Genomic DNA, 13,516 nt, shown 5'->3' with positions numbered 1-13,516 from the left:
TTGGCTGCCGTCGATCAAACAGCGTGTGTTGGTCACAGTGGGCTGGGATTGGGACCGCCAGAGCCTCGACATCGGAGTCCGGGCAGGAACGGCGACCGACACCGACAGCGGAGTCTCCGTTCATCTGATCGAGGAGCCGGTGACCCTCGTCTCGGCGCCGCGGCGGATCATCAGCGAGCTGCTGCCGCGCCTGAACGAGCGCTTGACCGGCTCCGGCAGCACGATCGGCGATCCGCGCATCCGTGCGGGTACCGTCCTGCAGCTCGAGGGCCTGGGCGAGCAGTTCGGCGGGCTGTACCGCGTGACCTCGGCGACGCACAGCCTCGACAGCGGTGGCTATCGGACCAGCTTCGAGGTGCGCAAGGAGATCTGGTTTGGCTCGATCCCGGCCGTGCAGCAGGGCGCGGTCCGGGTCACGGGCGCGTTGGCCTTCGCTGGCTGAAGGGGGAACGACCCATGGCAGACGGTCTCATCGGCTCCGCCGCCCGGGAAGGGGCATCGAGCGATCGGCGCATCTTCGGCGTCGCGGTCGCCGAGGTCATCGAGAACCTCGACACCACCGGCCAGGGTCGGGTCAAGGTTAGCCTGCCGTGGCTGCCGAATATCGAGCCTTGGTGCCGCGTGGCCGTGCTGATGGCGGGCGACGAGCGCGGCACCTTCTTCATCCCCCAGGTCGGCGACGAGGTGCTGGTGGCCTTCAATCACGGCGATATCCGAGAGCCCTACATCATCGGCTGCCTCTGGAACGGCCAGCACCCACCCCCGACCCGGGTACCGACGGATGCGGTCAACAAGCGCATCATCCGCACCCCCCTCGGACACGAGATCGAGCTGGACGACGCCGAGCAGTCGATCACCATCACCAGCTCGACGGACCAGAAGGTCACCATCGACCCGGCGAAGATCGAACTGACGACGGCGCGGGAGACCGCGAAGCTCACGCTGACCACGGGGGGCGAGGTTTCCATCGAGGCCACGGTGAGCATCAAGCTCAAGGCGAAGAAGATCGAGGTCGAAGGAACCACCGTCGGGATCAAGGCCGACGTCGGCGCCACCATCGACGGCGGCAGCCTGTGCGACGTCGATGCGACCCTCGTCACGATCAATTGACAACTTGGAGTAGCGCCGATGCCTCCCTCCGCACGCGTAGGCGACCCAACCGGACATCCCGGCACCGTGGCGGGACCCGGCGTCTCCATGGTGCTGATCGGCGGCATGCCGGCAGCGGTGGTGGGCGACACGCATAGCTGCGCGATGCCGCCCACGGCAGGCCCACATCCGCCGACGCCCTTCGTTCAGGGGAGCATGAGCGTTCAGATCGGCGGCCGCCCCGCCTTGCGCATAGGCGACCTGGCCGGCTGCGGCGCGCCGATCGTCTCCGGTGCCACCGATGTGCTGATCGGGGGCTGAAGGTCGAGAATCGCATCATGACTGTGGACAAGGCATTCCTCGGTGTCGGTTGGGCCTTTCCGGTGCAGACGACGCCCGTCGGCGAGATCGCGATGGCGGCCTATGAGGAGGACATCCGCCAAGCGGTCCAGATCATCCTCGGGACCGCCGAGGGGGAGCGCGTGATGCGACCGGACTTCGGCGCCGGACTGCATCGGCTCGTGTTCGAGCCCATCAGCGCGACGACCATGGCGATGGTGCGGCATCGGGTGGAGCAGGCGCTGATCCGCTGGGAGCCGCGCATCGACCGTATCGAGGTCACGGTGACGGCGGAGCCTCCCGTGGGGCGGCTCGACATCGCGATCCGCTACCGCATCCGCGCGACGAACACCTTCTACAACCTCGTGTATCCCTTCTACCTGATGGAGGGGGAGCAACCGTGAGCCGTGCCGGCACGCCGATTCTCGATCAACGGGACGCGGCCCGAGTCTTGGCGGAGCTGCTGGCGCGCCGTCCGGCTTACCTGCCGGACTGGTTGCCGGCACCGGGGCAGGCCGGATGGGCCCTGCTGCAGGTCCTGAGCCGCTATGCGGAGATCGTCATCGACCGGCTCAACCAGGCGCCGGACAGGAACAAGCTGGCCTTCCTGGATATGCTGGGCATCAGCCTGATCCCGGCCCAGCCGGCACGCGCCCCGGTCGTCTTCGAGCCGCTGCCCAACGCCGGCGATGGGCGGATTCCCGCCGGGACACGGCTGGGTGCCGAGGTTGCGGACCGCTCGGACCCGCTGACCTTCGAGACCGAGAGTGCGATTGCGATGGCCGCGGCGCAGCTGGTCGCGGTCCGAACACTGTGGCCAGCTTACGACGAGTACGCGGACCATAGTCTCGACCTGGCTGGCCGCCGGCCTTTCCCGCTCTTTTCGCGCCGTCAGTCCGTTCCCCACGAGATCTACCTGGCCCACGACAGGCTGCTGGCCTTCGCCGGCAAGACGACGGTGCAGATCCAGGTGGATCTGGCGACGCCCGGCAGCGAGCCGCTCAAGATCGCCTGGGAGTACTGGGACGGCCAGACTTGGAGGCCATTCAAGCCCTTCGATGCGGACGACGAGCAGGCCAGCCGGGACGGGACCAACGGACTCACACGCAGCGGCGTTATCACGCTGCGGGCCGAGTGCGGCGACGCAAAGAAGACCACCGTGCATGGCATCGAGGCCTATTGGATGCGGGGGCGGTTGGAGCAGGCGTTGCCGCCGGATACGACGCGGGCTCTCGCGCAGCTTGATCGGCTCCATCTGAGGTGCGACGTCGATCGCCCGGGATCCTGGTCCGTGTCTCAGGAGGAAAGCGACGTCAGCGATGGGATGGAAATCCGGGTCAGGTACAAGAACGGCGCGCCCATACAGGGCCTTCGCGTCGATATATGGCTGGGAAATGAAGGCGACGCAATCGAGCTCTCGACCGATGAAGCTGGGACCTGCCGACTGGACGCCGAAGTCGTATTCCCGGGGAGCCATAGGATTGCGCTCCGCCCTCAAGAGCTTCCAGACATTTGGCTCACGGCTGAGGTGTCGGATGCACCGGTCAGACTGGATTTCGTGCTAACGCCTGGGGTGCAGCCTGAGAGCGCTTTTGCCGACGGCGTCAAGCTCGATCTAAGCAAATCCTTCTATCCCCTTGGTCAGCATCCGCAACCTGGAAGCGCATTCTATTTCTCGACAGAGGAGATCTTCAGCAAGCCCGGGGCAACCATGCACGTGATTCTGGACGGCCGCTTTCGGCGCGCGAAAGGTCTGGACACAGACACAAACGTCACCGAAGACTACCTGCCGACGCCGGAGCTCGCTTGGGCGTACTCGAACGGCAAGGAATGGCTGCCGCTTCATCTGGAGCTTCCAACACCGCTGCCGAATGAGAACGATGCCCCCCTGCATGCGGCGCTGTTCACTGCCGGGGAGCTGCAGTTCGAGATCGCGGTGCCATTGGATATGTCGCCCGTCACGGTCAATGGTGAAGAAGCCCTATGGATGCGCGTGCGTCTAGTGAAGGGCCAGTATGGTTACCTCCGAACGCTAGACACGGGAAACGGCCAGGTTTCGTTCGAAGAGATCGTTCCCCCTGTTGTCTCGATCTTTCGACTCGGCTACATCTACCGCTCCCCCTGGGAGCTTCCCACCCACTGCATCACCCACAACGACTTTCAATTCCAGGTCCACAGCCGCGACCTGCGCTGGCCAGGCCGTTTCTTCGCCCCGTTCGAGCCGGTTGCGGACCGTTCCCCGACGCTCTACCTGGGCTTCGACCGGCCCCTGCCGAACGATCTGATCAGCCTGTACCTGGACCTGGCGGAGAGCGAGACTGAGATGCCCCCGCTGGTCTGGGAGGCCCGGGACGGAACGCGCTGGCGCGAGCTGCGGGTGCACGATGAGACCAAGCATTTGGCGCGACCGGGGATGCTGTCGTTCCTCGCGCCGGACGTGGCGCCGCGGCCCCAGGCGACCTTCCGTCGGGCGGCGGATTCGGAGATCGTCATGGCCAATGCGCTGGAGGCGGCCGTGTTCCAGCCGGGGCAGCAGGTGACCGTCAAGAAGGACGACGACACCGAACTCGGAACGGTCGAGGAGGTTGCCGGGGAGAAGATCCGCCTCCAGGCCCCGCTGACCGGCTCCTATCGGGGCGGCACCGTCGAATTGGCCGCGTTGCCCCGGTTTGGTGTTGCGCTGGACTGGGTGCGCGGGCGCATGAAGTCCGACGGCGCGCCGCCGCGGAGCACGGTGAGCGGCATCCATGTCAATGCCACTTGGGCGCAGCAGGTGCAGACCCTGAGCAACGAGGTGCTCGGCTCCGGCACGGGACAGCCCAAGGAGTCGTTCTTCTTCAGGCAGGTCCCCGTGCTGCCCGGTGAGCAGGTCGAGGTCCGCGAGCTCGATGGCGCCCGTGCCGAGGTGGAGCTGCCGATGCTTCGAAACGCCCTGCGCCGACAGGGTCTGCCGGAGGACGCGGTGCGAGCCGTCACCGATCCCCGCGGCGGTCGCGTCCGCGAGGTTTGGGTGCGCTGGGAGCCGCGCGAGCACCTGTTCTTCTCCGGGCCGGATGATCGCCACTACGTGATCGAGCGCGGGCGCGGGCGACTGATCTTTGGTGACGGCGTCAACGGCCTGGTCCCTCCACCAGGGGCCAACAACATCCGCGCCAGTCGCTATTGCTCGGGCGGTGGGGTGGCCGGCAACGTTGCCGCCGGTGCCATCAGCCAGCTCTTGAGCGGTGCCTTATTCGTGCAGTCGGTGACCAATCCCCGCGCGGCCGACGGTGGCGCCGATGGGGAGGACCTCGATAGGGTATTCGCGCGTGGCCCGCAGATGCTGCGCCATCGGCGACGCGCGCTCTCGGCGCAGGACTATGAATGGCTGGCGCGGGAGGCCTCACCCGGTGTCGCCGCGGCGCGCGCGCTGCCGGCGACCGCGCCCAACGGCCGACCCGCGCCGGGCTGGGTGACCTTGATCATCGTGCCCCAGAGCCAGGCGCCGGAGCCGCAGCCATCCCTGGAGCTGCGCGATCGGGTGCACGTCCATCTCCTGGCCAGGGCGCCGGCAACGATCGATGCCCACCGGTTGGCGGTGATCGGACCGACCTACCTGCCCATCGGGGTCAGTGCCCTGGTCGTGCCCCGCACCATGGGCGAGTCCGGCGCGGTCGAGTCGGCCGTGCTGGCTGCGTTGGCGCGGTTTCTTCACCCGCTGACCGGCGGACCGGAGGGTCGGGGCTGGCCCTTCGGGCGCGCCGTCTATTTGTCCGATGTCGCCGCCCTGCTGGAAGGATTGGACGGCGTGGATCACGTGGAGGACCTGAATCTGCTGCTGAACGAGACGCCCCGCGGCGAGCGGGTCGTGGTGCCCCCGGACCGGATCGTCGTCGCCGGCCCGCTGCGGGTCGAGATGAAGACCCCTTCGCCGGCCTGATCGGAGCCCACGACCCATGCCCCTACCGCTTGCGAATCTGAGCCTGGACGACCGCCGCTGGGCCGACCTCGTCGAGGAGGGCCGGGCCCTGATCCCGCGCCATGCCCCGGGCTGGACCGACCACAACCTCAGCGACCCCGGCATCACGCTGATCGAGCTGCTCGCCTGGCTGACCGAGCAGAGCACCTATCGTCTAAATCGCGTACCCGAGCGGCATCGGCGCAAGTTCCTGAGTCTGATCGGCTATACGCCTCGCCCACCCCGGCCGGCGCTGGCCGTGCTGGCCGTCCCGGGATGGACGCTTCCCGCCATCGTTATCCCGGCCGGATTCGAATTCGAGACCGAGGACCCCGAGGGCCTGACGGTGGCCTTTCGAACGCTGCAGGAGCTGACAGTGGCGACGGTGTCACTGGCTGCCGTGCAGGTCGATCCCGGCGGCGGTGTGCTGGCGGACCGCAGCCGGGATTGGCGCGATGGCCTCCCGGTCGCGGTGCTGGGCGAACATCCACGACCGGGTGCGGCCCTCTATCTCGGGTTCGAGCAGATCCCGACCGAGACGCCGGTGTCGTTGGCCTTGCATTTCACAGGCGGAAGGACGGGATCCGATGCTCGCCTGGCGATCATCGAAGAGGCCGCCGAGCAACGCGCCACGAAGCGGCCGGTCCTGCCGGCCATTCACTGCGACGGGACGCCGCCGGTGCGCGAGCCCGTTCTGCCGCCGCACCACTCCGCGCGGATCATCTGGGAGGTGCTGACGGACCTGAACCAGGCCGGCATCGAGACTTGGCTGCCGCTCGAGCCCATGTCGAATGGGGCCAGGCCGGAGCCCGGTCAGGTCTGGGACGATACCCGGTCGCTGACCTTGGACGGCATCGTCGAGCTCAATCTACCCGCTGCCACTCAGAAGGAAAGCATCGGCTCGGTTACCACACCTCACTACTGGGTGCGCTGCCGACTCGAGGCGGGCGCCCTCGACGCTGCTCCCTTGCTGATGGATCTTGCCATCAACGCGGTCCGGGCCGAGCAAGCTCTCCCCATCGAGAACCGGTATGTCATCTCCGAGACCGCGACCATGGAGTTTGATGTGCCTGAACCGACCGCCGGCGATCTCGTCCGGCTGCGAATGACGCTCGACGCCACTGCGGCCATTGCAGGCCTGCGGGCTCTCGACCCAACCGCCAGCGACGCACAGGACCATCCAGATCTGCGCTGGCTGGACTATTGTGCACCGAGCTCGATTGGCCCCGGTTGGCTGACCCTCGACATTGCCCACATCGGGACCGGGACCGGTCTTCCCGGCCAAGCCCTCACGCTGCCGCAGGCTCCCGTTCAGCAGTCGAGCCTCCTTGTGTATACGCATCTGGAGGACGCCTGGACATCCTGGACGCGGCGCGACGACCTCGACGCCTCGCGCCGCACCGACCGCCATTTTGTCCTCGATGCCGCCACCGGGGCCGTCCGCTTCGGCGATGGCGAGCGCGGTCGGGTGCCAGAGGCGGGGGCCCTGGTCTTCGCGAGCTGGCGCTCGACGCAGGCCGAGGCGGGGATCCTGAAGGCGGGGTCGAGCTTCAGGCCCACGACGTCCAGCCGCAATGCCTTGGCGGGCTTGTCGGAAGAGGAGGCAGACCGGCTCGATCGGCTGACCGTCAATCCGGTGAACACGTGCTGCGGCGCGGCAACCGAGACTGTGGCCCAGGCCACCGGCCGTGCCGTCGAGACCTTGCATGCACACGAGCGACTCTTGGAGATTGCACAGGGGCACAAGCAAAGGACCTTGGATCAAGTGGCCGGTGCGGAGGTCCGCGCCATCGCTGCACCGACGCGTGCCGTGAGCTTGCTCGACCTGGAGCGCCTGGCACTGGAGGTCCCGGGCACGCGGGTCGCCCGGGCACGTGCCTGGTCCAGCCTGCATCCGGCCTATCCGTGCCTGACCGCGCCCGGAGTCGTGACCGTCGTCGTGCTGCCGGAGCTGCCGCGCGGCAGACCGGAGCCGAGCCCTGGCCTGATCGCGGCCGTCCGCTGCTTCCTGGAGCGTCGCCGCATGGTCGCCACCCGGCTGGAGGTGGTCGGGCCGCGCTACCTGGAGGTCGGCGTCATCGCCGATGTCCGGACCAAGGCGCTGGTCGATGCTGCGCGCGTGCGTGATGACATCCTCACGGCCCTCGATGCCTTCCTCGATCCTCTCACAGGGGGGCCGGCGGGGCTGGGCTGGCCCTTCGGCCGATCGGTCTTTCGTAGCGAGGTCCTGCAGCTCATCGACGGTGTGCAGGGCGTCGATCACGTGTTGAGCCTGCGCCTGATCGCGGCCGGCGCGGAGCCCTCCTGCGGGAATCTCAACCTTTGCCCCACCTGGCTGGTTGCCCCCGTCCAGCATCGCATCCGTGTGAATCCGGCGGCGGACGTTCTGCCGGATACCGGCCCGATCCGACCCGTTTGTCCGCCGGAGCCAGCCGGCGACAGCCCGAGCTGAGCAGAGCCATGACCGACGACCTGCACATCCCTCTCGATCGCGTCACCTACCGCGACGGTCAGCGCCTGACCGCGCAGGACCTGCGCGACGATCTTCGGCACACCGAGCGCCGGTGGCGGCTGCACAGCCGCGGCCTGCACGACACCTGGGGCATTGCGTTGGGGCTCGGAGTCGTCCGGGTCGGGGCCGACGAAGGGCGCGGCCCGATGGTCCGAGTCGAGCCCGGCTACGCCGTGGATGCACTCGGCAGGGACATCCTCCTCAGTGTTCAGGTCGATGTGCCGATTCCCGACCTGGGCGAGCCGCTGGTGCTTACGATGCGCCATCTCGAGGATGCCGCATTCCGTAGGCGAGCGGAACGGGCATTTGTCTGCCTCGGCTCCGGTCTGGATGATCCGCGTACCGAGCGGCCGGCCTTTCAGTGGCGCCGCCAGAGCGAGGTCCAATTCGGAGCCGAGATCCCGCTGACGCAGCTCTGGCCAGCCGTTGAGCAGCCCGACCCGCGCGTGCGCCGTTACGCCCGCACGCTCGTGCATCCGCATATTGCCTGGGGCGAGACCGAGGCCGGGAGGACGGGGTGGAAATACATCGACAATGAGTTTTCACCGCAGTATGGGTTGTACGTTGACGTCGATACCTCGGTGGCGGGTTTTGACCGCAGCCCCTTCTACTTTGCTCAGCTCATCGGCGATCTATCGCCGATCACATCGGCAGGACGCTCGGACGCCTCGACATTGCAGGGCGAAACCGCTCGGTTTTCGGACCTGTACGGCTACCTCTCGGAGACCGGCAAGCGCGCATTCAGGTTTCGGGTGTGCGGACCCTATGGCGACGCGCCCGATCCATCGACTGCGGCGGAGCAGATTGGGTGGCGCGTCTTCTGGATCGGTGTCGAGCCGATGGGCGGCTGCCGTCCGACCTTCGATCCGAGTTGGGCTCACTTCATTGTCCCGTTCCTCAGCTTCTTCCATGATTACCGGGCGACGGGACCGGCATAGGGTGATTCGATGAACGGCAAGGCAGACATCCCGAGCCTGGAGCGCCCGACCTTCTTTTCCGGTCAGCGGCTGATGGCCTGCGACCTCTCGGAGCTGCAGCGCGCGCACCGCGAGCGGGTCTGGCTGCACAACCGTGCGTTCCACGGCTGGGGCATCGGGATCGGGCTGGCGGTCACCGGTGAGGCGGGCGATACGCTGGTCAGGATCGACGAAGGCTACGCAGTGGATTGCCTGGGAAGGGAAATCATTCTGACCGAGCCACGTTCTCTGACCGTCCCTGCCGTGGCCGGCGGGCCCAGCGGAGACGAGGCTCTCTTTTGCCTGGTCGCCGCGTACCGGGACGACGCCGAGCAACAGGTCGCCGAGCGTCGCGCAGGCGTTTGCGTCCCCGAAGAGACGGTACGGCTGACTGAGGAGCCGCGGCTGGAATGGCTGACGGAGGAGCAGCTTCAAGAGCAGCAGGGCTTGGCTGTCGTGCTGGCCAAGGCCCGGGTGAAGAACTGCCAGCTCAGCCGGCCGCTGTCGCTCGCCGAGCGCCGCTCCGCGCGAGGCTCGCGACAGCCGTACATCGCAACCGGCCAGACTGTGCGCGGCGCGACGGCCTGGTCAGAGTGGCGCGACGGTGGCTCGCTGCTGGGAGTCCGGACACGGGTCGATACATCCGCGGCGAGGTTCCAGGCAACGCCGCATTATTTCGCCCATCTGGTCGGGGAGCGCTATCTCGCGAATCGCACAGATGATGTCGGAACAAGTTTTGTGATTCGCGCCATCCCGGAGGTGTGTGATGTGGCACCGAGCGGGTTCATGTTTCGGGTGCTCGTGCCCACCGACTCCGAAGCCGCGCTAGCCGAGGGGCGTATCGTGAGCACGGTGACATCGGGGCTCGATTGGCACGTCGTCTGGATGGGCGTCGAGGCCTGAGTGCGAGCCATGAACGCGGAATCGGGCTTTCTGCACCTCAACGACGCCAACCTCTGGTCGGGTTTCCACCGTGAGCGGGTCGAGATCATGCCGGACGGGGTCCTGTGCCTGGCATCTTCAGGCGCCGGCTATACGGCGCGCGGGGCGTTTGTCGGCGGCCCCTTCGACGCGCCCCTCGCGCTTCCCTGGCATCGTCTGCGCGTCCACGCCGATCCCCTGCACCAGGCCAGCCGCATGCAGCTCTTCACGCGCGTCGAGGCGGCCGACACGGACCTCGGAGACATCGACTTGGCCGCGGAGCAACCGTTTCCGGGCACCGGAGGCTGGCACCCGGTTTCCGCGGGCTGTCTCGATGCGCTGATCCCGGGCGACGGACCGCGGCTCTGGCTGGGCGGCATCCTGCGCGGCGACGGCACCAGCTCGCCACGGATTCACCAGATCCGCGTGGGCTATGGACGGGATGGATGGATAGATCACCTGCCGGCGATCTACCGCCGCGATGCGACCGAGGCCGATCTGCTGGACCGCCTGCTCGCCCTCGGCGAGAGCATCGGCGACGGCCTGGACCGGGCGATCTCCGACCTGCCGCGCTTGTTCGATCCCGCCGCAGCGCCGGGCGAGGGTATCCCGTCCTGGCTGACGTGGCTCGCCGGCTGGCAGGCCTTCGAGCTGGCCGAGACCTGGAGCGACGACGACAAGCGCACCTATCTGGCGGAGGCCTTCGCGCTGCACGGCAAGCGCGGCACCCGGGAAGGGCTGCGCCGCTACCTGAAGCTCTATGCCGGGGTGAATGCCTACATCGAGGAGCCGGCACGCAACACGCATCTCTGGTGCCTGGACGAGACCTCCACCCTCGGCCTCAGCACCATGCTTGCCCCCGCGCATCCCCAGGGGGCCGTACTCGATGCCACCGCGACCCTCGGCGAGTCCCACCTGACACTCGGCGAGGCACTCGGTGCGGCCCTGTTCGAGGACCTGGCCCACCGATTCTATGTCTGGATCGATTGCTCGCAGCTGGATCGCCCGGGCGCCCTCGCCGCCGTTCATGAGGTGCTGGAGCGCGAGAAGCCCGCCCACACCACCTACGAGCTGTGCCTGATCGAGCCACGCATGCGGGTCGGCGCCCAGGCCCGACTGGGCATCGACGCCATCGTCGCCGAGGGTCCGCCGACGGCACGACTCGGCACGCATCTGGGGACGGGCGTGCTCGCAGAGCAGGCGCCGGCCTGTCTCGACACACCGGAATCGACCGTTTGACGAAGGGGTACGCCCAATGGCACTGCCGCGCTTCGAACGAAACAATTACTTTTACGGCAAGCTGCTCGATGTCGCCGCGCTGAGCCAGGAGCAGCGCTACTACAACGGCAAGCGCTGGCTGCTGAACCGCTTGGTCACAGGCAGCGGTGTCCTTTGCGGGCTCGATGTCGTTGTCGATGGCGACGGCAGCCTGGTCGTCGAGCCCGGCGCGGCCATCGATAGCGCAGGGCGGGAGATCGTTGTCCCGTCGGCGGTGCCTGTCGCTGAGGTGGCGGACATCCCGGAGGAAGAGAGCCGCGATCTCTGCCTCGCCTACGCGGAGGTGTTGACGGACGAGGTGCCCGTCCGAGTGCCCGACTGCGATTCCACGAACAATTGCGCCTGCGGCACCGTCCTCGAAGGCTATCGTCTCTATCTGCGGGAGATCGCCGAGGTCGACGCCGACCCGGAGCCGCCCACCTGTGCCCTCGACGACTTCCTGTCGGCGGACTTGACGGAGCGACACAAGCTGATCCTGGAGCGCATCTATGGTGTCTGCCCGGACGCGCCGGAGCTGCCGGATGACGGTTGCGTACGGCTTGCTCGGGTAACCAGAGATTCCCCCGAGAGCATTCGCGTCGATTCCATTACCGGAACTGCTGCGGTTTTGAGCCACGCGCTGCTCTATGAGCTCATCCTTTGCCTTGCCGACCGCGTTGCGAGCCTGGAGCTGGAGCAGCTCGGCTACACGTTGACCATCGTCGGCGGAGACGGGCAGACGGGGTCGGCGCACCACTTCCTGGACGAGCCATTGGCTGTCGAGGTGCAGGACCGGGGGGGTGACCCGGTGCGTGACGTATTCGTCGAATTTCGGGTTGCCGATGAGGGATCGCTGCACGGCTTGCCCGACGAGATCCGGGGACGGATGCCACCGATGTCGCCGCCCCGGCTGCGCCCGAGGCTTACGCGCACCGACGACAAAGGCATCGCCGTGACCCGTTGGCGGTTGGCCCGGCGCCCCGAGACGCAGCATGTGACTGCGCGCGCCGTTGGATCCGCGACGACCGTGACCTTTTCAGCGACCGTCAGCGACTGCTGACCACCCGAAGCGGACCTGAGAAAGGGGAAAGACCGTGTCAAACCATAGCCTGCACCATTGTTACGATCCCGACTTTGGGTCTGGACCGGACCAGCCTGCCCTCGAGCGCAACCGCTATTTCCCGCGCAAGCTGATGACGGCCGAGGACATGCGGTTGGAGCAGGAGTACTTCAGCCAGAAGCTGCGCCGCCACAATCGGTTCCTGCACGGCTGGGGGGTCGTTTGCGGACTGGGTGTGACCGCGGATAGCGCCGATGACGCGCCGCCTTGGCAGGTGGTGATCGAGCCCGGCTACGCCCTGGGCCCCTATGGCGACGAGATCTATGTCGCGGACCCAGTGCATCTCGACCTGGCGCAATGTATCGAAGGCACAGGCACCGATCCCTGTGATCCCGGAACGCTGAACGGGATCGGAGCCAGCCAAGGCGCGCCTCTCTACATCGCGATCCGCTACGCCGAGTGCAATACTGCACCGGTGCGGGTGATGCCGGAGGGCTGCGCCTGCAGCGGGGAGGCCTGCGAATATTCGCGGACTCGGGACAGCTTCGAGCTCCGGTGCCTTAGCGATCTGCCGGCCTCGCATTTGCCCGACACGTCATTCGAGCTCTGCGACGCCGGAACGCCCCCATGCCCCCCTTGTCCGGAAGACCCTTGGGTCGTACTGGCGCGGATTACGCTGCCGACAACATCGACGGGCACACCGATTGCCGAGGGGGACATCGAAATGCAGGTTCGCAGACGGATCTACAGCACCGCCATTCTCCAGCAGGCGTTGATTCGCTGTTGCTGCTCCGAAACAGGGCCAGTGGGGACGCTGCGGGTTACGGATGTGGTCTTTATGGCCGGTGATGATGTGGAGCAGTCGGTATCGGAATCCGATGGGCAACCATTCGCGCAACCACTTACGATCGAAAGCCAACGGATCAATCGCTTGCAAGTCAGGTTTAGCCAGCCCATTGATTCTTCCTCCATCTCCTGTGTCCCCTCGGTGGCATTCGATCGGTGCTCTATTAAAATCGAAAAGTGGGATCAAGCGGGTTCTTTGGAACCGGTTCAGGGTAGCTATTTGATTGTTGATCAATTCAGTGTCGCCTTGTCGCCTACATCGGGTGTACCAAATGCACCCCCTCAGTTTGCATCCGGGGATTACCGGCTCACGTTATTTGGATTACCGGATTCAGACAACCGCATGGTAATTAGGGCGCTGAACGGCTTAGTCCTCGATGGAGAATTGGTAGGGGAGGGGGACGGATACAAGTTGCCGTCCGGTGATGGTCAACAGGGCGGAAACTTCGAGTTTCGCTTCCATGTTGGTTCCGCATAGAGTCCCGACTAACGCACGAGTCAAATCCACCACACGCGATGCCAAGACCTGAATACTTCATTGGCTCCTTCCTGTCGGCCGTCGATCTCCGCGCCGAGCAGGAATACCGACAAGGGCGGTT

10 protein-coding genes and 1 pseudogene are annotated in these 13,516 nt (G+C 66.6%); all 11 read left to right on the top strand.

Going from position 1 to position 13,516, the window contains the following annotated elements; translation table 11 throughout:
* Positions 1-442 (top strand): annotated as a pseudogene (locus LJE61_RS12925) (phage late control D family protein); the annotation flags it as partial.
* Positions 443-456: 14 nt separating this feature from the next.
* Positions 457-1,110, top strand: coding sequence for a phage baseplate assembly protein V (locus LJE61_RS12920; RefSeq protein WP_296918585.1), 654 nt, complete (start codon positions 457-459; stop codon positions 1,108-1,110).
* Positions 1,111-1,128: 18 nt separating this feature from the next.
* Positions 1,129-1,410: a PAAR domain-containing contractile injection system baseplate protein gene (locus LJE61_RS12915; protein ID WP_296918584.1), complete on the top strand. Its 282-nt coding sequence runs from the start codon at positions 1,129-1,131 to the stop codon at positions 1,408-1,410.
* 17 nt (positions 1,411-1,427) lie between these two features.
* Positions 1,428-1,832: a gp25 family contractile injection system sheath assembly initiator gene (locus tag LJE61_RS12910; RefSeq protein WP_296918582.1), complete on the top strand. Its 405-nt coding sequence runs from the start codon at positions 1,428-1,430 to the stop codon at positions 1,830-1,832.
* Positions 1,829-5,347, top strand: coding sequence for a putative baseplate assembly protein (locus LJE61_RS12905; protein WP_296918580.1), 3,519 nt, complete (start codon positions 1,829-1,831; stop codon positions 5,345-5,347). Before LJE61_RS12910 ends, LJE61_RS12905 begins: the two co-directional genes overlap by 4 nt.
* A 16-nt stretch (positions 5,348-5,363) precedes the next feature.
* On the top strand, positions 5,364-7,817 hold the full coding sequence (locus LJE61_RS12900) for a baseplate J/gp47 family protein (protein WP_296918579.1): 2,454 nt from the start codon (positions 5,364-5,366) through the stop codon (positions 7,815-7,817).
* An 8-nt stretch (positions 7,818-7,825) separates the two neighbouring features.
* Positions 7,826-8,815, top strand: coding sequence for a hypothetical protein (locus LJE61_RS12895; protein ID WP_296918577.1), 990 nt, complete (start codon positions 7,826-7,828; stop codon positions 8,813-8,815).
* Positions 8,816-8,824: 9 nt separating this feature from the next.
* Positions 8,825-9,736: a hypothetical protein gene (locus LJE61_RS12890; protein WP_296918575.1), complete on the top strand. Its 912-nt coding sequence runs from the start codon at positions 8,825-8,827 to the stop codon at positions 9,734-9,736.
* 9 nt (positions 9,737-9,745) lie between these two features.
* Complete coding sequence (locus LJE61_RS12885; protein ID WP_296918573.1) at positions 9,746-10,993, top strand: phage tail protein; 1,248 nt, start codon at positions 9,746-9,748, stop codon at positions 10,991-10,993.
* A 16-nt stretch (positions 10,994-11,009) separates the two neighbouring features.
* Positions 11,010-12,071 (top strand): hypothetical protein, encoded by a 1,062-nt coding sequence (locus LJE61_RS12880; protein ID WP_296918572.1) that lies wholly within the window; start codon positions 11,010-11,012, stop codon positions 12,069-12,071.
* A gap of 34 nt (positions 12,072-12,105) precedes the next feature.
* Positions 12,106-13,395: a hypothetical protein gene (locus tag LJE61_RS12875; RefSeq protein ID WP_296918570.1), complete on the top strand. Its 1,290-nt coding sequence runs from the start codon at positions 12,106-12,108 to the stop codon at positions 13,393-13,395.
* Positions 13,396-13,516 lie beyond the last annotated feature (121 nt).

Source organism: Thiocapsa sp. (assembly GCF_022340925.1).
Taxonomy (GTDB): domain Bacteria; phylum Pseudomonadota; class Gammaproteobacteria; order Chromatiales; family Chromatiaceae; genus Thiocapsa.
This window is presented reverse-complemented; position numbering and strand designations above follow the sequence as displayed.